Here is an 18,874-nt window from a genome sequence, read left to right as displayed (position 1 = left end):
TGTAATGAAGTTTTTAAATCCCCGTTAGTCATGTGCTTGTGCCCAGACTTGGGTCAGGTAAAAGACAAAGCTGGCTGCCAGATTAGCTGTATGGTTGTCTATATCGTGAGGTGGAGAGACTTCGACGATATCAAAGCCGATCAGTTTGCCTGAGGCAGCGATGTGCTGGAAGACCAGAACCGCTAGATTGGGATCCACACCGAGAGACTGAATGGCACTGACGCCAGGAGCGGCACCAGCTGCAAAGCAGTCAATATCAATGGTCAAATAGACCTGCTCCTTGTCGGCCAAAAAGGTATCGACCACCTTACAGACTTCCTTGTAACCCATTTGGTAAATATCCATACCAGTCAGAAATTGGATAGCCTTGGATTTTGCGACAAAGTCAAAGAGAAAGAGATTGTTATTATGCTCCTGAATCCCTAGGATAAGGTAGTTAAAGGCCTGCTTCTGAGCTAGAGTGTCATCGAACATCTGGCGAAAACCGGTACCGGAGTTAGGACCAGTCTGGTCATAGGGACGCAAATCAAAGTGGGCATCCATATTGATAACGGCCAAGTCTTGGTCAGGTGCTAGTGAAGACTTGAGGCCCAGATAGTGGCCGTAGGCGGTTTCGTGGCCGCCTCCTAGGACAATAGGCCGGAGATTGAGCTCTCGCAGACGTTTGACTGCTCGAGCCAAGCTTTGCTGCAGCTGCTCCAGAGAGCGGTTAGGCCCGTCAATATCGCCAACATCAAAGACGTGGACGTTTCTGCCAAGATGCCAAGGAAGCTTGGCCAGCTGAGTTCGGATAGCTTGTGGGCCTTCGACTGCGCCCACTCGGCCGTGGTTGATATAAACCCCTTTGTCACTCTTGAAGCCAATCAAGGCAAAGTTGACCCCGTCAAAGGGTTTTAAGTTGGGATCATTTAAGTCCAAAAACTCAATAACCATCCCCCATTTGGCAGCATATAAATCATCATCCAGTCTCTTATGATAGTAGCTGTTATCTAGCTGATAGTAATCTTCTAACATGATTTTGTCCTTTTCCATAACGATACTTGCGACTTTATTATAAGAGTTTCCGCCAAGCCTGTCAATGACTTTTGGCGGGAAAAATACTCTAACGGATAGTGAATGTTTTATAAGAAAGATAGAATAATAGCGAGAATCAGAATAGTCCATGTAGCATAACGTATCTTAGCATTGGACAGGTAGCTTTCAATAATCTTTGGTCTCTTTGAAAAGAAATAGGCAGTATAGGCTGCAATTGAAAGGAAATAAGCATACGGGGTCAATTCAGGGTTAAGGACTAAGTTGTTTATAACTGTTGCAACAAGAGCGATTAAAGCTGTAAGCATACACCAAGCAGGTAAAAGAGAGTTTTCTTTGCGATTGCGAATGTGGATAATCAACTGGACTAGAAAACCCACTAAGTAAATGATAAGAATAAAAATACAAAGATAAAATCCAGGAAGAAGGAAATCTGTTGTTTCCTTAATTTCTTTTCTTGTCCAAATGCTTATCAGAATGTTTAGCAAATCAAAGAAGAAGGCTTTTACCATAAGATAAAAAAGGTGGGCCATTATCGGTAGAGTGATGCACGCAATCGGATGCATAATTGCAAAATAGTCCACTTTAAACGCTTTTTTCATTATTGCTTATCTCCTTAATTAAAGTCATTCAAGCTTCTAAGATTTTCTCTTTAGTATTGTCATGTCAATTCGGCTTCCAAACAATCTGTCTGGTCACCCATCTAGCCTCTTCTATGATGTGGAAGCGCTTAGTGAGGTCTCTAGTTTGGAAACTAAAATGCCGGATTGGCGAGTACCAAAGATCTTGCTCAGTGCAGGCATCTTTATACTATTAAAAAACATCATCAAATCACATCAGCATCGCCTTTCTGCAGGCCATTGCTGTTAGCAGTTAGTTTGATCTTGAGTATTAAGTTTTTCTTAATGCCACTTGCGACTTTATTATAAGAGTTTCCACCAAGCCTGTCAATGACTTTTGGCGGGAAAAGAAGCCCAGCTGAACGAGAGCGGGCTTCTTAGGTTAGCTTTTTTACAGAGTCATCAGCTTTAGAACTGAATGCTCAAGTCTACAGCTTTTTCAACGGCTGCTAGGAATTCTTCGTTTTCAATCAGCTCAGAAGCTTTGTTGAGCTCTTCATAGATTTCGATGTCCTTGTCAAACTCGATAAAGCGGACATGCTGACGGAAGAGGTCGTAGGCTGGCTTGGTTCCTTTACCAAGTTCATGGTTTTCTGGTTTCAGATCCAGAGCTTGGCAGGCTGCCATGATTTCTGTTGCCACGATGCGGCGAGAATTCTTGAGAATTTCAGCTGCCTTACGTGCTGCAGTAGTTCCCATGCTGACAAAGTCTTCTTGGTTTTCACAAGATGGGATAGAGTCTACGCTGGCTGGATGAGACAAGACCTTGTTCTCAGAAGCAAGCGAAGCACAAGCGTACTGGGTAATCATAAAGCCAGAGTTGAGTCCTGGGTGTTTGACCAAGAATGATGGAAGCTTGCTCAGTTGGCTGTTGACCAGACGTTCTACACGACGCTCGGATACATTTCCGATTTCAGAAATAGCGATGCCTAGGAAGTCGAATGGCTGTGCCATTGGTTCTCCATGGAAGTTACCGCCTGAGATGACATGACCTTCCTTGGTGATGATAGGGTTGTCTGTAACGGAGTTAATCTCAATCTCAACCTTGGTCTTAACATAAGCGATAGAATCCTTGCTGGCACCATGAATCTGCGGAATACAACGCAAGGTGTAAGGGTCTTGGACCCGTTGTTGAGTGGCTACGGTCGTATTTCCACTGCCTTCCAGAAGGTTGCGGATATTGCGGGCTGTAGCCAGCTGTCCGCTTTGAGGCCGAATGGTATGCAGGTCTTCTTCGAAAGGACTGGTAATGCCATTGTGGACTTCCATGGAAAGAGCGCCAGCGACATCTGACAGCTTAAGCAATTGGATGGCATCGTAGGTAGCAAGAGCTCCGATACCTGTCAGGACAGTCGTACCGTTAATCAGTGCCAGCCCTTCCTTTGCTGCTAGAGCAATTTTCTCGATACCAGCCTTGTCCAAAGCTTCTTGTCCAGAGAGCAATTGGCCTTGATAGTAAGCGCGGCCCAGTCCTAACATAGGCAGAACCATGTGAGCTAGCGGTGCTAAGTCACCAGAAGCTCCCAAAGAGCCTTTTTCCGGAATGTAAGGCACGACGCCTTTATTGAGCAATTCCAGGAGCTTTTCGACAGTAGAGAGACGGATACCAGAATAGCCCTTGACCAAGGAATTAATCCGGATTAACATAATCGCACGGACTGCATCTTCAGGTAGAGGATCGCCATAGCCTGAGGAGTGCGTACGGATTAGGTTTTCTTGCAGTTGAGTCGTATCTTCTGGTGAGATGCTGACATTGCAGAGAGAGCCAAAGCCAGTTGTAACACCGTATACGACCCGCTTTTCGCGGACGATATCATCCACGATTTTGCGGGAAGCTTCTACAGCTTTCTTAGCTTCTTGGTCGATTTCGCAAGTGGCTCCATGACGAGCTACTGCGATGACGTCTTCTAAAGTAAGGTGTTCGCCATCCAAATTGATTACATGTGTCATAAGATTCATTCTCCTTCTTGTTCAAGAACTTTATTTTTACAAATCAGTACTATATAGATAAAGTATACTGCACTGGCGATAAGGACACCGATGAGGCCGTAGACATAGTTCATTGGGTTTTCACCCCAAATCATGACGAGACTGACTAGAACCGCCAAAATTGGAATTACTGGACCAAATGGAACGCGGAAGACCACTTTCTTATCTGGATATTTCTTTCTTAATACTAGTACAGCTAGAGCAGTTGGGATGTATTGGAAGAAGCGGAAGACCACACTGAGAGCTGCTAATTCTTCAAATTTACCAGAGAAGAGCAGGACGATAGCCAGAATTCCTGAAATAATAATGGCAACTATAGGGGCATTTTTAGAGTTGGTTTCTGCAATTTTCTTAGGAAGCAGACCTTCATTTGCGATAGCTGCACCATAACGTGGAACCATGATAGATTCCCCGATGTTAAGTCCAGCAATAGAAATCAGCGCTCCGATAGAAACAATCCATGCTCCAACAGGGCCAATCATTTCGACAAAGGCGTCTTGTACAGAAGCATCTGTTTGCAGGATACGGCTGCCTAACATGGCGATAGTTCCTGCGATAATCAGCATATAGAGAACAGAGACAATACTGATAGAGCCCAAAATAGCTCGAGGTACATTCTTTTCCGGATTGCGCATTTCACCAGCAACGATAGACATGGTTTCAAATCCGATAAATCCGTAGAAGATATAAATGGCTGTACTAGAGATAGCTTTCATGATATCTACGCCAGGTTCTAGCTGAAGAAACGGAGTGAAGTTTCCTTTGTCAATTCCTCCTTTGATGAAGAAAATCGCACATAGACTGAAAGCGACAATTGGGATGAGCTTGGCTACGGTTGCGGTCAAGGTGAACATTTTGGAAGTCTTAAGACCTGATATATTCATTAGACTGAGCAAAATAATCAGGCTCACACTGAGCAGAAGTTCATAGGGGGCAAAGGATTTAAAAGTAATGACAAAAAGTCTCGCAAATCCTGCTGCCATAGCAGACCAAGCGATGATGGTAACTGCCCAGCCTAGGAAGCCAACATTAAATCCGACAAAGTCTCCAAAGGCCGCTTTGGAATATTGGAAAGCTCCGCCGTTTTTATTAAAATAACCAGCAGTTTCTGCCAAGCAGACGGCTAAGAGAATAACGAGGAGGGCAGTTCCAAGCATGACAGCTAGAGAGGCAGGACCAAGTCCTTTATAAATCTTTTGCGGTAGGAGGAAAATCCCTGATCCGATAACGGCATTGATACCGTAGAGAGTTGCACCGGAAAAGCTGAATTTCGCTTTTTCCTGTTCTTGTTCTTGTGCAGTGAGTTTAGTTGCATCCATAATAATGTTTCTCCTTTAGAGATATGGGATCCTTTCCAAGTAAAGATAGAATGGTGACAAGGCATCATGGTATCTTTACTTAGTAGGGATGTGGGTCAAACCAGCCCATATAGAAAGGGGCGTTCCCTTTGGCTGGTTACTCGAAAACATTATATGCAGCTCAGTTTCCTGAGTCTCTTTTTCCACTATCAGAAGCTGCTCTGCCTCTAGGTTAAGCACTGGCAGGGTTGTTACCGTCACCGTCAGATCCTCTAAGGCATAGATAAATTGAATTTCGTCATCTTGGCTAAGCTCTTGCCCATTCGAGATGGCAATCATCTGTCCCTGATAATGGTCGCTGTAGATTAAGTTAAAGTCGGTACAAGTCCCACGACTTGTGATAGAATCACTCCCTTCAAAGACATAGGGAGTAAAGGGAGCTAGAACCGTTTCCTCCTGCCGGCTGGCATTGTGGAGATGAAGTGTGTGGTCCAGGCTCATGAGAATGCGGTGAAAGCCGCTGAGGTCAGAAAACTGACTTTCAGCCAACTCCACAGTCGCTGTCGATAGCCGATAGTCAAAGTCCCGCTTGCCATAGTGGCCAGTTGGCGGGGAAAGATAAAGCTGTTTTGTCTTTCCCCCCGACCAATCGGAAACTTGAAAATCATTTACTCTTAAAAGGGTTACATTTGTCATTTTTGGTATTTATTAGAACAAACCGCTGATATTGCCGTCTTTGTCAACATCAATCTTTTCGCTGGCTGGTACCTTAGGCAGCCCTGGCATGGTCATGATTGCACCCGTCAGAGCAACGATAAAACCTGCACCAGCAGAAACTTTGAGCTGGCTGATAGTCACGACAAAGTCTTTAGGTGCGCCCAGTTTCTTAGCATCGTCTGAGAAGGAGTACTGAGTCTTAGCCATACAGATAGGATAGTTGGAGAAGCCCAGCTCATCCAGTTGTTTGAGCTCGCGTTTAGCAGCAGGAGTCAGGCGAACCCCCTTGCCTCCATAAACCTTAGTAACAATTTTGTTCAGCTTGGTCTCAATGGAGTCCTCTTCATTATATACAAATTGGAAGTGATTGTCTCCTTCGGCCAGTTCCACGACTTTTTCAGCCAACTCTTTACCACCAGCTCCGCCATTTGCCCAGACGTCAGAAATAACGACGTCAACGCCGCGTTTTTGGCAGGCGTCATAAACTGCTTGCAACTCTGCTTCGGTATCCAGTGGGAATTTATTGATGGCAACGACTGCTGGCAATCCATAAACATCTTGAATGTTTTCTAGATGTTTTTCCAAGTTTGGCAGACCATCTACAACGGCTTGGACATTTTCTTCAGCCAGATCACTCTTAGCCACACCGCCGTGCATCTTGAGAGCACGGATGGTAGCAACCAGAACTACAGCCGATGGACGAAGCCCAGATGTACGACACTTGATATCAATGAATTTTTCAGCACCCAGGTCAGCACCGAAACCAGCTTCTGTAACTGCATAGTCGGCATATTTGAGAGCCAGCTTAGTAGCTAGGACACTGTTACAGCCATGGGCAATGTTGGCAAAAGGTCCGCCGTGGATCAAGGCTGGCGTATGTTCCAGAGTTTGAACCAAGTTTGGATGGATAGCGTCTTTGAGCACAGCAGCCATAGCGCCACCAGCTTTCAGATCCTTGGCAGTTACTGGCTTACCTTCAAAGCTGTAGCCGATGATGATTTTTTCCAAACGGTTCTTGAGGTCAGTGATATTTTCTGACAGACAGAGAATAGCCATAACCTCAGAAGCAACTGTAATGTCAAAACCATCTTCACGTGGAACACCGTTGACTTTACCTTGCAAGCCATCCACAATGTGGCGCAGTTGCCGATCATTCATATCCACTGCCCGCTTCCAAGTGATGCGACGTGAATCAATACCTAAGGCATTGCCATGGTGGATGTGGTTGTCAATGAGGGCCGCCAGCAGGTTGTTGGCAACACCGATGGCATGAAAGTCACCAGTGAAGTGGAGGTTGATGTCCTCCATAGGCACCACCTGAGCGTGACCACCACCAGCAGCTCCGCCTTTGATACCAAAGACAGGTCCGAGTGAAGGTTCCCGCAGAGCGATAACGGCTTTTTTACCGATAGCAGCCAAAGCATCGACCAATCCGACAGAAGTCGTGGTCTTGCCTTCTCCGGCTGGTGTTGGAGAAATAGCTGTCACGAGAATCAGTTTGCCGTCTGGCTTGTCTTTTAAGGCTTCCAGTTGGCCAGCACTGATTTTTGCCTTGTAATTTCCATAAAGAGACAAGGCGTCCTCAGCAATTCCTAGCTTTTCTGCCACCTCTTTGATGGGCTTCATTTGAACCGAATTCGCAATTTCAATATCTGATAAAACCATATTGTTACCTCTTGAGAAGAGGAAGTCCATTCATAGGAATGAGCGGACTTATCTTCCATTTATCTATTAGACAACTTTCAAAATTTCTTGATAAATTTCATCTGCTAGGGCGCAGCCTTTTTGCAGGAGCTCTTCACCCTTGCTGCGGTAGTCTGCGACGAATGCTTCATCCTTGACACCTGACAGGTTGATGAGGACATTGAGCCAAGCTCCTTGCAGACCAGCCTTAAGGTTGAGAGCTGCGACTCCCAGGTCGCTGGCAGCATTGGTATTGGACTTGCCAACAGCCTTTTGAGTTGTTTGCAGGGCAGTCAAGATGTCTTCCATCATGCCATAAGGTGACTTGGTCGCTTCCTTGAGGGCTTGTTGCATCGCTTCTCGACGGGCAGCCTTGTCTTCCTCCGTTTCCTTAGGCATATCAAAGACGGCAGAGACCAGATTGAAGGCTTCAGTGTCCTTGTCAATAGCTGCGAGCAAGCTTTCTTGCAGGCGGGCGCTTTCTGCGTGCACTTGAGCAATTTCTGCTTCAAATTCTGCGTATTTTTTCTTGCCAAGGGTCAATTCGCAGACCATCTTAGTCAGGGAAATACCGTTCGCTGCGGAAAGAGCAGCGGCAGAGCCACCTCCTGGTGCAGGAGCATCTGAGCCTAGGACTTGGGCAAATTCTGTCAAACTTAAATCTACTAATTTCATAGGTTTCTGTCCTCCTAGCCCAGCAAATGGTTTTCCAGAACTTGCTTACCATAGTCAAAGTCTTCGATTTGCAGATAGTATTCTGCTGCGTCAATCAAAGCCTTGGCTGGAGCTAAACCGATAACTTCTGAGCCGAGGATTCCAACTCCGTAGCGCTTGGCTTCAAAGCGAACAGTTTCAAAGACACGATAGAGTGGGAATTTTTCCAGATTGACCATATTGATAGAAACCTGAGCAATGTTGCGGTCTTCCAGCATAACGCCAATCGCTTTACAGTACTTGTAGCCACCGCTTGATCCACGGATGATTTTGGCAATATTGTTGGCAATTTCCAGATTGTCTGTATCCAAGTTGATGTTGTAGGCGATGAGCGGCATTCTAGCACCGACAGCAGTAACACCAGCAGTTGGGTGAATCTTTCTTTCACCATAGTCAGGTGCCCAGTCAGGTTCCAAGAGTTTTTCTGGCATGCCTTCAAATTGTCCTTTACGAACCTTAGCCAAGTTCTTACGTTCTGGACGAGTCGCAGCATCTTCATAGAGGAAGATAGGGATACCAAGTTCACGGTTGATTCGCTCAGATACGGTCTTCGCAATTTCTACGCATTCCTCACTTGTGATGTCCTTGATCGGTACAAAAGGCAGGACATCAGTTGCGCCCATACGAGGGTGTTCACCCTGGTGCTTGGTCAAGTCAATATTTTCAGAAGCGTATTTAACCAAACGGAAAGCAACTTCCTGAATGTTTTGATCATCACCGACTAGGGTAAAGACGCTGCGGTTGTGGCTGGCATCAGAAGAGTGGTCCAGAAGTGTTACGCCTGGCACGCTCTTAGCTGTTTCCACTAGACCGTCAATGACCGCTTGGTTGCGGCCTTCAGAAAAGTTAGGAATACATTCAACAATTTTTGCCATAAGATATTACCTCGTGTTATATGTTATTAAAATTTACAAAGTAGATAAAGTGGAACTTCCGTTTGAGCCAGGTTGATACCCAGCTCAGGCCGGAAGTTGGGGGACAAGTTTTTTCTATTCGAACAATTTCTTAACAGATTCTTTGACCAAATCTTCGTCAGTTAAGTATGGAATGGTAATGTGGTCTGTTCCTTGGTGGAGGCGGTTGTACTCGATAGCTGTCTCAATAGCATGCTCATTGCGAGCCCAGTTACGACGAGCGACTCCTCCGATTGTATCCCAAGCGATAGCTGATTTGATGATTTCATCAATGCGTTCGCTACCGTCCAGTACCAAGCCAAAGCCACCATTGATTGCTTTACCGATACCAGTTCCACCACCGTTGTGGAGAGCTACCAGACTCATACCGCGAGCTGCATTACCAGCATAACATTGCACGGCCATGTCGCAAGTAACATTAGATCCATCTTTAATATTAGAAGTTTCACGGAATGGAGAGTCAGTACCAGATACATCGTGGTGGTCACGGCCAATCATGACAGGACCAATCTTGCCTTCGCGTACTAATTCATTGAACTTGAGGGCGATATTGACGCGTCCCATACAGTCTTGGTAGAGAATCCGAGCCTGAGTTCCAACAACCAGCTGGTTCTTTTCTGCATCGCGGATCCAGTTGTAGTTGTCGCGGTCTTGGTAGCGGCGGTTAGGGTCGATCACTTCCATAGCTGCATGGTCAGTAGCGACTAGGTCTTCGTGTTTGCCGCTCAGACATACCCAACGGAAAGGACCATAACCATAGTCAAAGAGCATTGGGCCCATGATATCTTCTACATAAGATGGCCAGATGAAGCCGTCTTTGTCATCAAAGCCATTCTTAGAAATTTCCTTGATGCCAGAGTCATAGACTGCCTTCATAAAGGCATTACCGTAGTCAAAGAAGTAGGTGCCGTTGCTAGTCAGGGTCTTGATTGCCTTGAAGTGACGTTCCAATGTTTCGTCAACCAGCTTAGCAAAGGTTTCCTTGTCTTCAGCCAGGAGGCGAGTCCGCTCTTCAAAGCTGATACCAGCTGGACAGTAGCCGCCGTCATAGACATTGTGGCAAGAAGTTTGGTCAGACAGTAGATCTACATGGATATTGTTCTCGTTGACATATTCTAAGAGATCTACGATGTTACCATGATAGGCAATAGAAGTTGATTCGCCAGCTTCCAGAGCTTTTTGAGCCAAGTCGATAGCTTCCTTCGGACTTTCAGCCAATTGGCTAATCCAGCCTTGGGAGTGGCGAGTTTCAATCCGAGATTGGTCTACTTCAGCTACGATTGCCACAGCTTTAGCAATTTCGGCCGCTTTCCCTTGAGCTCCACTCATGCCGCCCAGACCAGAAGAGATGAAGAGTTTGCCAGTCAGGTCGCCATCATCAGCTACACCCAGTTTCAAGCGCCCAGCATTGAGGAGAGTGTTGAAAGTACCATGGACGATACCTTGAGGGCCGATGTACATCCAGCCGCCGGCTGTCATTTGACCATAGTTGGTCACGCCCATTTCTTCTGCAATTTCCCAGTCCTTCATATTGTCATATTCACCGACCAAGAGGCCGTTGGTGATGATAACACGAGGTGCTTCTGGTTTGGACTTGAAGAGTCCGAGTGGGTGGCCAGATTCTACGACCAAGGTTTGATGGTCGGTCATGATTTCCAAGTATTTCTTGATCAAGTTGTACTGCATCCAGTTAGCGCAGACAGATCCAGTTTCTCCGTAGGTAACCAATTCATAAGGATAAAGAGCGATTTCAAAGCTCAGGTTATTGTCAATCATAACCTGCATAGCTTTGGCCGCAGTACAGTTTCCTTTGTACTCGTCAATTGGTTTGCCGTAGATGCGTTCTTTTGGACGCCAGCGGTAGCCATAAATCCGTCCGCGAGTCTTCAGTTCTTCTAAGAATTCTGGAATTACTTCCTCATGGAATCTCTTTGGAATATAGCGAAGGGCATTTTTAAGAGCAATTTCGGTTTGAGCTTGAGTCAAACGGAAGCCCCGGTCAGGTGCTCGGCGGATGCCTTCTTGGAAAACTGTTTTTTCAGGCAGTACATCGTCTAATTTGACAGTCATTGCTGCTGCAATTTCATTTTCACTAAAGTATGACATGAAAAATCCTCCTTTTAGTCAAGTGTAAAATATCTTTCTCCTACATTCTATAAGACTCCCGTCCATAAAGAGTCAAGAAAATGACAAAAACAGTAAAAAAAGTGGGGCTCCTATCTTTTACAAGCTTTTGACTATAATTTGACGATAGTGTATTATGATGAAAAGCAAATATGTCGGAAAATGAAATGGAGGAACAAGCATGACTGCTGATTTACTATTAACTCACTTTAATCAAGTCTTCTGTCCCAAGGACCTCGGCCATCCCCTTTTTGGAGCAGAGATGAAGGAAGCTCAGGTCTTAGAGGACGGCTACATTGCAGTCAAAGACGGCAAAATCCTAGCAGTTGGCAGTGGAGAGCCGGATGCCAGTCTGGTTGGACCAGATACTAAGATTCAGTCTTATGAGGGCAAGATTGCTACACCTGGCTTGATCGACTGTCACACTCACTTGGTCTATGGTGGCAGCCGGGAGCATGAATTTGCTAAGAAATTAGCCGGAGTCCCTTATCTGGAAATTCTTGCCCAAGGCGGCGGTATTCTCAGTACAGTCCGGGCGACACGAGAAGCTTCTTTTGACACTCTCTATGATAAGTCTAAGAGACTGCTGGACTATATGCTGCTGCATGGGGTGACAACAGTTGAGGCTAAGAGCGGCTATGGTTTGGACTGGGAAACAGAGAAGCGCCAGCTAGATGTCGTTGGGGCTCTGGACCGTGACCACGAGATTGATCTCGTTTCTACCTTTATGGCTGCCCACGCCGTTCCACCAGAATATAAGGGACGCTCTCAGGAATATCTGGAGCTCATCGTCAAGGAAATGTTGCCTAGGGTAAAGGCAGAAAATCTAGCTGAGTTCTGTGATATTTTCTGTGAAAAAGGTGTCTTTACAGCTGACGAGTCACGCTACTTGCTTTCTAAGGCTAAAGAAATGGGCTTCAAGCTTCGTATCCATGCTGATGAAATCGAGTCTATCGGCGGGGTAGATGTAGCAGCTGAGCTAGGAGCAACTAGTGCAGAGCACTTGATGGTAGCAACTGATGAGGGCATTCGCAAGATGGCAGAAGCCAAAGTTATCGGCAATCTCCTGCCAGCAACTACTTTCAGTTTGATGGAAGATACCTATGCACCAGCCCGTAAGATGCTGGAAGCTGGCATGGCTATCACTCTGACTACCGACAGTAATCCAGGCTCCTGTCCAACTGCTAACCTGCAGTTCGTCATGCAGCTGGGCTGCTTTATGATGCGTCTGACGCCAGTAGAAGTTCTTAACGCTGTAACCATCAATGCGGCTTACTCAGTTAACCGTCAAGATAAGATTGGCAGCTTTGATACTGGCAAGCAGGCTGACATTACCATCCTAGACGCTAAGAATATCGACTATCCACTTTATTTCTTTGCGACTAACCTGACCCATCAGGTCTACAAGGCTGGAAAACTGGTCGTCGATCAAGGTAGAATTGTCTAGCCTCCCTAAAAACGAATCGTATTTTTCGGACTCTCTCTGGTGACAGGGAGAGTTTTCTTTATATCAAAACTTTTCCTTGCCATTCTGCTGGAAGTCTGCTATAATAGTTATTTGTGAGCAAACCTCACTTACCCCTTGCAAAGTCTCGGGGTCATTAGACCAAAAGGAGGAAAAATCAATGGCTAAATACGAAATTCTTTATATTATTCGTCCAAACATTGAAGAAGAAGCTAAAAACGCTTTGGTAGCACGCTTTGACTCTATCTTGACTGACAATGGTGCAACTGTTGTTGAATCAAAAGACTGGGAAAAACGTCGTCTTGCATACGAAATCCAAGATTTCCGTGAAGGACTTTACCACATCGTTAACGTTGAAGCAAACGACGATGCAGCTCTTAAAGAGTTTGACCGTCTTTCAAAAATCAACGCTGACATTCTTCGTCACATGATCGTCAAACTTGACGCTTAAGAAGGTAGACTATGATTAATAACGTTGTACTGGTGGGTCGCATGACCCGTGATGCTGAGCTTCGCTATACTCCGCAGAACCAAGCGGTCGCAACATTTACTCTGGCTGTCAATCGCAACTTCAAAAATCAAAGTGGCGAGCGAGAAGCAGACTTTATCAATGTTGTCATCTGGCGTCAGCAGGCAGAAAATCTTGCAAATTGGGCTAAAAAAGGAGCCCTGATCGGAATTACAGGCCGTATTCAAACGCGTAACTACGAGAATCAGCAAGGCCAGCGTGTCTATATCACAGAAGTTGTTGCGGACAATTTCCAGCTCTTGGAAAGCCGCTCTAATCGTGAAGGTCAGTCATCTGGCGGTTACGGTGGGAACAGCTTCGGCGGCAGCTCTGCTCCAAGTTATGGCAGTGCAGACTCGTCTAACCAAGTACCGAACTTTTCTCGTGATGAGAGCCCATTTGGCAATTCTAACCCGATGGATATCTCAGACGACGATCTACCTTTCTAAGGACCGAATCTAACTATAATATAAAGGAGAAAACACATGGCTCAACAACGTCGTGGCGGATTCAAACGCCGTAAAAAAGTTGATTACATCGCAGCGAACAAAATTGAATATGTTGATTACAAAGATACTGAGCTTCTTAGCCGTTTCGTTTCAGAACGTGGGAAAATCCTTCCTCGTCGTGTAACAGGAACTTCAGCTAAAAACCAACGTAAAGTAACAACAGCTATCAAACGCGCTCGCGTAATGGCTTTGATGCCTTTCGTAAATGAAGACTAATTAGATTAACAGCAGGCTCTGGCTTGCTGTTTTTTTATTTTATAATTGACAAAATGTCAGTGAAGTGCTATACTGACCACAAGGAGGCAGAAACCATGCGTGATGTCAAGGAAGTAGAGGTGCGGCGGGCAGAGATTATGTCTGCAGCCTTGCAGCTCTTTGCCCAAAAGGGCTATCTAAAGACAAGAACTCAAGACATTATTGATAAGCTTGGAATTTCTCGAGGTCTGCTTTACTATCATTTTAAGGATAAGGAAGACATTCTCTATTATCTGATTGAAAAGAACTCTGAGCCCTTGCTGAGAAAGCTAGAAAATATTAGCTATCAGCCAAATTTGGGGGCCAAGGAAAAAATCAGAACTTTTATTGAGGCAACCCTTATCCCAGAGAAGAGCAGAACACAGGAAAATCAAGTCTTGCAGGAAACCGTCAATTTAGAAACGAATCGTTATGTCTTGGATCGCTTTTATCATAGACTCTGTGAACGGATGATTGTTTTCTTCACTCATATCTTGGAGGAAGGTCAGAAATCTGGAGATTTTCATTTAAAGTATCCGCATGAGACGGCTTCTTTTCTCATGACTGCCTACGTCTTTGTGTCCAATGATATCAAGATGAGTCAGGAAAAACCAGAGGCTTTGCAGGATTATCTCACCAGCTTCCAGGCAATCCTAGAAAGAAGCTTAGGATTAGAAGAATCTATTTTTTAGAATAATCGGCAGTTTTCTGCCTTTTATTTAGAGATAAAACTGACAAAATGTCAGTTCGGATCTTCGTTCTTTTAATCCTGATATTTAAAAAATTTTACGATAACACTGACAATATGTCAGTTTAAATAAAAGGAGAAATTCATGTTAAAAATAGAACATTTAACAAAAGTATACAGCAACGGTAAAAAGGCAGTGGATGATCTTAGTCTGATGGTAGAGCCTGGGGATATTTATGGCTTCATCGGTGCCAATGGAGCAGGTAAAACATCTACTATTAAGTCCATTGTGGGGATTCATGATTTTGATAAAGGAGAGATTTATATCTGCGGACACTCTATCAGGAAGGAACCCTTGCTTTGTAAGAAAAAGATGGCGTTTCTGCCGGATAATCCAGATCTTTATAAAAATCTGACAGCAAGGCAGTTTTTGGATTTTGTAGCAGACATTTATAGGGTTTCTATGGAAAAGAGGCAAGCAGCTATAAAAAAGTATTCTAAAATGTTTGAGCTGGATACGTCTTTGGATCAATTGATATCAGCTTATTCGCATGGGATGAAGCAACGATTGGCACTAATAGCTGCCCTCTTGCATGAGCCAGAATTGTTGATTTTAGATGAACCTTTTGTCGGTTTAGATCCGAAAGGCGCATTTTATTTTAAGCAGATCATGAGAGAGCTAGCCAGTCAAGGAAATACGATTTTCTTTTCAACCCATGTTTTAGAGGTTGCGGAAGAACTCTGCAATAAGGTGGCAATTCTGCAAAAGGGACGTTTGGTGGCTAATGGAAGGACCTCTGAAGTTAAGGGGGCATCCAGTTTAGAAGAAGTATTTATGGAGTTACAGGAAGATGACTAATATTCTTTTGCTTTTAAAAGTACAATTATACAGCACATTTTCGCTTAATGATTTAAGGAAAGGAGGATTTGGCAAGTATTTTAAGTTTGCCCTGCTCTTCATGCTTGTTTTACTTTTTTCAGGCTATAACCTTTTGACGGCTTTGAGTTTGGTCAGGTTGGGGCAGGCAAATTTGATTCCAGCCTATATGATTGCCTTGGTTAGTTTTATTATTTTCTTTTTCAGTCTGATGCAGTCAAATGGCATCTTGTTTGACCAAGAGGAACTTGACAGGCTCATCGTATTACCGCTCAGTATTAGGGAAATCGTCTATGAGAAATATGCTTTTCTTTATCTTTTGAACAGTGTGTTTGCCGTCCTTCTCATGCTCCCAGCAGGACTCGTTTGGTTTAGATATGGTGCGTCCTTGTTGGAGTTGCTTTTTTATCTGCTTTTAATGGGATTTGTCCCTCTTTTACCTCTCTGTTTAGTCTCTTTACTTGGCTTGTGCGTTGCCTACATAGCCTCAAAGGCCCCTCATAAGAATCTAGCTGCCTTCCTTTTTTCTCTCTTCTTGCTTTTGGGGCTGGCAACAGTCAGTATGTGGGCTATGAGAGCCGGACTGTCAGCAGAAAATGTTGGACTCTTGCTTACCAAGCAGCTGACTTCTCTTTATCCTCCAGCTAGCTTATTTTTTAACCCTCAGCATTTTTGGTGGGCTAGCCTTCTGTTGATGCTTATATCTTTTGTTCTGACAGGACTTTTTCTAAGGTATTTAAGTAGAAATTATTTAAAAATAAATCAGATGATAACAGGGGTGAAGTCAGAAAGCAAAGTCTATAGAAGCTGGCAGAAGTCTCCCTTTATGGCTCTCTATAGAAGAGAAATTGAGAATTTTGTGAGTTCCTATCTTTATATGCTCAATAGTGGACTGGGATCCATTTTAATCATCGTTTTAGCCATCTCGCTTTGTTTTATGAGTCCTGATGTCCTCTTTTCTTCGATTGGACTCAGTAATAGCCGAGAATTTTTGCCTCTATTACTGGCTGGATGTCTTAGTATTTCCAATCCTGCAGCTGTCAGTATTTCCTTGGAGGGGGAAGAGATGTGGTTGCTTCAGACGCTCCCGGTTTCTATGGGGCAGATAATGATGGCGAAGCTGGCCTTGACGGTGTCCTTACACTTCGCAGCCTTGCTGCTGGGCTTGCCTGTTCTGGTTTGGCGTTTCTCGCTAGGAGGCTTGCAAGTAGTGGATTTGGTCCTTATTTCACTGGCTTATTCTCTATTTACAGCTCTTCAGGGACTTGTGGTCAATTTTCATTATCCTAAGTTCATCTGGGACAATGAAATGATTGTTATTAAGCAAAGTTTTTCGCCTATCTTGTCTGGAGGGATAAGCATCTTGGTTCTTGTGTTCCCTATTTGCTTTTCCTTGCTATTTGGTATGGACTTGGAGATATCGCTGCGAATCTCAGCTCTTGGACTTTTGCTCTTGGCAGTTGTTCTTTATAGGCATTTAATAAAACAAGGATATTTTAAGGAGGTCCATGGCTAATGAAAAAGAAAGATTTATTCGTTTTGTTTTTCTTAGCAGTAATCATATTTTTGATTATCTGCCTGCTGCCAGAGCAGGTTCCCATTCATTTTAACAGCGCAGGAAAGGCCGACATTGTTGTCAATCGCTTTTGGTTGATTCTCAGTTTACCCATTCCCTACTCTCTTTATTGGAAATATTTCCGAAGCAAATCAAAAAGAGGTCAGTGACCTCTTTTTGTGTGATATTAATATCTCGTAGGCCCCATAGTCGCGCTCTTGATGTTGAAGCGTTTTTTGAGATAGAAGCGCAGGGCTAGGGTAATAGCGCCGACAATAGCAACTACGATATTGGATAGACGGGGGTTGAGGAATTCAGGCAGGAGGCTGGTCAATACGATGGACATGCTCCAGAGGAGAATAGCCGCTGCCATGGTAAGGATAGACTTGAGCAGTTTAGGGCGCTGGCTACGGTCCTTATATGGTCCGTAGAAACGGTAGATAAAGTGGTAGAGAGCATAGAAAGAAAGGCCACCGACGATGCTTCCAAGTACGAGAGTCGTCAGTCCATAGACAGATGGCTGAGAGGAAGCCAGATTGACGATAGAGGTCAGGAGGGTAAAGAACCCAAAGATAAAGAGGACAGAGTCCAGCATCATCCATTTAGGATCGTCATTTTCCTTTGGATGCTCGGCATCATAGCGCTCTTTTGCGGTCAAAGAAGCTGCCCAAGTAGTCGGGGCTCCGTAGAGGCCGCGGGCAGTGATTCCCTTGGTTTGATTTTCCAGGATTTCCGGCAGAATGCCTTCTAAGATAGTTTGGATTTCCTGATCGGATTTGCCGTCTTGTAGGAGTTGGTTAGTCGCGATATGGATAAATTCTTTGTTTTTTTTGCTGAGTTTGTCGAGGGATACTTGTGACATAGGCGTTCTTTCTAAAGGTTAAAATAGTTTTTTGTGCATGAGATAGGCCATGACCGAAGCACTCATGGCAAAGGCGATGAACATGATAATCCAGAAGGCATGTGGTTCGCCGTTGAGAGGCAGTTCGTTATTTTTGAAGTTCATCCCATAGGCCGAGAAAATCATGGTCGGGATAGACATAACAATGGTCACCAGAGCCAAGGCTTTCATGATATTGTTCTGGTTATTAGAAATGATAGAGGCAAAGGTCTCAGTCATACTGTGGAGAATGTTGCCGTAGATATCAGCCATCTCAATGGCCTGCTGGGTCTCAATCAAGGTGTCTTCCAGCAAGTCCTCGTCTTCCAGATATTTCTTGATATTGCTGGTGGAGCTGGTCAGCTTCTTAATCACGCGCTCATTTGTCTTAAGAGATGCCTTGAAATAGACGATGGTCTTTTCCAACTCCATGAGTTCAATCAGTTCTTCGTTTCGCGTGGACTGGTGCAGTTGGCTCTCAATCTGCTCACTCTTACGGTCAATGGAGCGCAGGGCTGTCAGATATAGTTCGGCATTGTGGTAGAGAATCTGAAAGATAAAACGTGACTTCATAAAAGTATAGAAGTTGCGCAGGCGCCTGTGAATGAAGATGTCCAGCAGAGGTAATTTTTCCAAACAAGTGGTGATAATCGCCTCTTCCGTGATGATAATACCAAGGGGGATTGTGACATAGTAAGTCTGGTTATTCCGCTCCTCTGTGATGGGCACGTCAACGATGATCAGTGTGTACTCATCCTCTATAGTAACCCGAGACATTTCTTCCGCATCAAGCGGCGCTCGCAGGTCAGTGATGTCAATGCCAAAGGCGTTGGCAATTTCGATTGATTCGCTCTGGGAAGGATTGACAAGATTGATCCAGGTGCCTGATTCGAGCGCATCAATCTCTTTGAATTCTGTCGTAGTAGATAAAAAGACTTGCTTCATAATCATTTTCCTTTCCAGAGTGTTTTTTGCATACCGTACTATTATACTACAAATTCGGGCTTTTGGGGCAAAAGTTTGCAGAAAAATTTGTTATAATGGAGAAGGTTTATAAGTGAAACGAG

Annotated in this window: 19 protein-coding genes; 8 read left to right on the top strand and 11 right to left on the bottom strand. The window is 44.6% G+C overall.

Annotated elements, in window-relative coordinates:
• Positions 1–24 precede the first annotated feature (24 nt).
• The 9 genes from hutG to RSK81_RS10365 all read right to left on the bottom strand — a co-directional run bounded on the left by hutG (position 25) and on the right by RSK81_RS10365 (position 11,073).
• A complete protein-coding gene (gene hutG / locus RSK81_RS10405; protein WP_315686731.1) occupies positions 25–1,014 on the bottom strand; it encodes a formimidoylglutamase in 990 nt (329 codons plus the stop codon).
• 107 nt (positions 1,015–1,121) lie between these two features.
• Positions 1,122–1,634 carry a hypothetical protein gene (locus tag RSK81_RS10400; RefSeq protein WP_315686730.1) on the bottom strand — a complete coding sequence of 171 codons (513 nt, stop codon included), beginning with the start codon at positions 1,632–1,634 and terminating at the stop codon, positions 1,122–1,124.
• A gap of 426 nt (positions 1,635–2,060) precedes the next feature.
• The gene (hutH, locus tag RSK81_RS10395) at positions 2,061–3,602 is read right to left on the bottom strand and encodes a histidine ammonia-lyase (RefSeq protein ID WP_032916282.1); all 1,542 of its coding nucleotides are present in this window, start codon (positions 3,600–3,602) and stop codon (positions 2,061–2,063) included.
• A 5-nt stretch (positions 3,603–3,607) separates the two neighbouring features.
• Positions 3,608–4,960 (bottom strand): APC family permease, encoded by a 1,353-nt coding sequence (locus tag RSK81_RS10390; RefSeq protein ID WP_002898305.1) that lies wholly within the window; start codon positions 4,958–4,960, stop codon positions 3,608–3,610.
• 75 nt (positions 4,961–5,035) lie between these two features.
• A complete protein-coding gene (locus RSK81_RS10385) occupies positions 5,036–5,635 on the bottom strand; it encodes a HutD family protein (protein WP_011836508.1) in 600 nt (199 codons plus the stop codon).
• A gap of 12 nt (positions 5,636–5,647) precedes the next feature.
• Positions 5,648–7,321 (bottom strand): formate--tetrahydrofolate ligase, encoded by a 1,674-nt coding sequence (locus RSK81_RS10380; protein ID WP_315686728.1) that lies wholly within the window; start codon positions 7,319–7,321, stop codon positions 5,648–5,650.
• Between the two features lie 66 nt (positions 7,322–7,387).
• Positions 7,388–8,014: a cyclodeaminase/cyclohydrolase family protein gene (locus tag RSK81_RS10375; RefSeq protein ID WP_004189907.1), complete on the bottom strand. Its 627-nt coding sequence runs from the start codon at positions 8,012–8,014 to the stop codon at positions 7,388–7,390.
• 14 nt (positions 8,015–8,028) lie between these two features.
• Positions 8,029–8,928, bottom strand: coding sequence for a glutamate formimidoyltransferase (ftcD, locus tag RSK81_RS10370; RefSeq protein ID WP_002907222.1), 900 nt, complete (start codon positions 8,926–8,928; stop codon positions 8,029–8,031).
• A 114-nt stretch (positions 8,929–9,042) separates the two neighbouring features.
• Positions 9,043–11,073 carry a urocanate hydratase gene (locus tag RSK81_RS10365; RefSeq protein ID WP_004189903.1) on the bottom strand — a complete coding sequence of 677 codons (2,031 nt, stop codon included), beginning with the start codon at positions 11,071–11,073 and terminating at the stop codon, positions 9,043–9,045.
• Between the two features lie 199 nt (positions 11,074–11,272).
• On the opposite strand from RSK81_RS10365, the gene hutI reads away from it, so the two are divergent.
• From hutI to RSK81_RS10325, 8 genes are all read left to right on the top strand, one after another.
• On the top strand, positions 11,273–12,538 hold the full coding sequence (gene hutI, locus RSK81_RS10360; protein ID WP_002919625.1) for an imidazolonepropionase: 1,266 nt from the start codon (positions 11,273–11,275) through the stop codon (positions 12,536–12,538).
• Between the two features lie 178 nt (positions 12,539–12,716).
• Positions 12,717–13,007: a 30S ribosomal protein S6 gene (rpsF, locus tag RSK81_RS10355; RefSeq protein WP_002896497.1), complete on the top strand. Its 291-nt coding sequence runs from the start codon at positions 12,717–12,719 to the stop codon at positions 13,005–13,007.
• Positions 13,008–13,018: 11 nt separating this feature from the next.
• The gene (locus tag RSK81_RS10350; RefSeq protein WP_125377328.1) at positions 13,019–13,513 is read left to right on the top strand and encodes a single-stranded DNA-binding protein; all 495 of its coding nucleotides are present in this window, start codon (positions 13,019–13,021) and stop codon (positions 13,511–13,513) included.
• A 36-nt stretch (positions 13,514–13,549) separates the two neighbouring features.
• On the top strand, positions 13,550–13,789 hold the full coding sequence (gene rpsR / locus RSK81_RS10345) for a 30S ribosomal protein S18 (protein ID WP_000068664.1): 240 nt from the start codon (positions 13,550–13,552) through the stop codon (positions 13,787–13,789).
• Positions 13,790–13,842: 53 nt separating this feature from the next.
• On the top strand, positions 13,843–14,499 hold the full coding sequence (locus RSK81_RS10340; protein ID WP_004189897.1) for a TetR/AcrR family transcriptional regulator: 657 nt from the start codon (positions 13,843–13,845) through the stop codon (positions 14,497–14,499).
• A gap of 141 nt (positions 14,500–14,640) precedes the next feature.
• Positions 14,641–15,354: an ABC transporter ATP-binding protein gene (locus RSK81_RS10335; protein ID WP_004189894.1), complete on the top strand. Its 714-nt coding sequence runs from the start codon at positions 14,641–14,643 to the stop codon at positions 15,352–15,354.
• Entirely contained in the window at positions 15,347–16,888 is a 1,542-nt protein-coding gene (locus tag RSK81_RS10330; RefSeq protein WP_004189883.1) for a hypothetical protein, read from the top strand. Before RSK81_RS10335 ends, RSK81_RS10330 begins: the two co-directional genes overlap by 8 nt.
• Entirely contained in the window at positions 16,888–17,097 is a 210-nt protein-coding gene (locus RSK81_RS10325; RefSeq protein WP_004189880.1) for a DUF1648 domain-containing protein, read from the top strand. Before RSK81_RS10330 ends, RSK81_RS10325 begins: the two co-directional genes overlap by 1 nt.
• A 17-nt stretch (positions 17,098–17,114) precedes the next feature.
• Here the strand turns inward: RSK81_RS10325 and RSK81_RS10320 are convergent, their stop codons facing one another.
• Together RSK81_RS10320 and RSK81_RS10315 are read right to left on the bottom strand one after the other, a co-directional pair.
• On the bottom strand, positions 17,115–17,789 hold the full coding sequence (locus RSK81_RS10320; RefSeq protein WP_004189878.1) for a DUF1129 domain-containing protein: 675 nt from the start codon (positions 17,787–17,789) through the stop codon (positions 17,115–17,117).
• An 18-nt stretch (positions 17,790–17,807) separates the two neighbouring features.
• Positions 17,808–18,752 (bottom strand): magnesium transporter CorA family protein, encoded by a 945-nt coding sequence (locus RSK81_RS10315; RefSeq protein ID WP_002907213.1) that lies wholly within the window; start codon positions 18,750–18,752, stop codon positions 17,808–17,810.
• Between the last annotated feature and the right edge of the window lie 122 nt (positions 18,753–18,874).

The sequence above is a fragment of the Streptococcus sp. DTU_2020_1000888_1_SI_GRL_NUU_041A genome (assembly GCF_032387735.1).
Classification (GTDB): domain Bacteria; phylum Bacillota; class Bacilli; order Lactobacillales; family Streptococcaceae; genus Streptococcus; species Streptococcus sanguinis.
Note: the sequence above shows the minus strand (reverse complement) of the source record. Positions and strands in the feature narration are given on the sequence as shown.

Coding starts and splice junctions, on each gene's coding strand:
- hutG (WP_315686731.1), bottom strand. CDS start 1,014: ATGTTAGAAGATTACTATCAGCTAGATAACAGCTACTATCATAAGAGA.
- RSK81_RS10400 (WP_315686730.1), bottom strand. CDS start 1,634: ATGAAAAAAGCGTTTAAAGTGGACTATTTTGCAATTATGCATCCGATT.
- hutH (WP_032916282.1), bottom strand. CDS start 3,602: ATGACACATGTAATCAATTTGGATGGCGAACACCTTACTTTAGAAGAC.
- RSK81_RS10390 (WP_002898305.1), bottom strand. CDS start 4,960: ATGGATGCAACTAAACTCACTGCACAAGAACAAGAACAGGAAAAAGCG.
- RSK81_RS10385 (WP_011836508.1), bottom strand. CDS start 5,635: ATGACAAATGTAACCCTTTTAAGAGTAAATGATTTTCAAGTTTCCGAT.
- RSK81_RS10380 (WP_315686728.1), bottom strand. CDS start 7,321: ATGGTTTTATCAGATATTGAAATTGCGAATTCGGTTCAAATGAAGCCC.
- RSK81_RS10375 (WP_004189907.1), bottom strand. CDS start 8,014: ATGAAATTAGTAGATTTAAGTTTGACAGAATTTGCCCAAGTCCTAGGC.
- ftcD (WP_002907222.1), bottom strand. CDS start 8,928: ATGGCAAAAATTGTTGAATGTATTCCTAACTTTTCTGAAGGCCGCAAC.
- RSK81_RS10365 (WP_004189903.1), bottom strand. CDS start 11,073: ATGTCATACTTTAGTGAAAATGAAATTGCAGCAGCAATGACTGTCAAA.
- hutI (WP_002919625.1), top strand. CDS start 11,273: ATGACTGCTGATTTACTATTAACTCACTTTAATCAAGTCTTCTGTCCC.
- rpsF (WP_002896497.1), top strand. CDS start 12,717: ATGGCTAAATACGAAATTCTTTATATTATTCGTCCAAACATTGAAGAA.
- RSK81_RS10350 (WP_125377328.1), top strand. CDS start 13,019: ATGATTAATAACGTTGTACTGGTGGGTCGCATGACCCGTGATGCTGAG.
- rpsR (WP_000068664.1), top strand. CDS start 13,550: ATGGCTCAACAACGTCGTGGCGGATTCAAACGCCGTAAAAAAGTTGAT.
- RSK81_RS10340 (WP_004189897.1), top strand. CDS start 13,843: ATGTCAGTGAAGTGCTATACTGACCACAAGGAGGCAGAAACCATGCGT.
- RSK81_RS10335 (WP_004189894.1), top strand. CDS start 14,641: ATGTTAAAAATAGAACATTTAACAAAAGTATACAGCAACGGTAAAAAG.
- RSK81_RS10330 (WP_004189883.1), top strand. CDS start 15,347: ATGACTAATATTCTTTTGCTTTTAAAAGTACAATTATACAGCACATTT.
- RSK81_RS10325 (WP_004189880.1), top strand. CDS start 16,888: ATGAAAAAGAAAGATTTATTCGTTTTGTTTTTCTTAGCAGTAATCATA.
- RSK81_RS10320 (WP_004189878.1), bottom strand. CDS start 17,789: ATGTCACAAGTATCCCTCGACAAACTCAGCAAAAAAAACAAAGAATTT.
- RSK81_RS10315 (WP_002907213.1), bottom strand. CDS start 18,752: ATGAAGCAAGTCTTTTTATCTACTACGACAGAATTCAAAGAGATTGAT.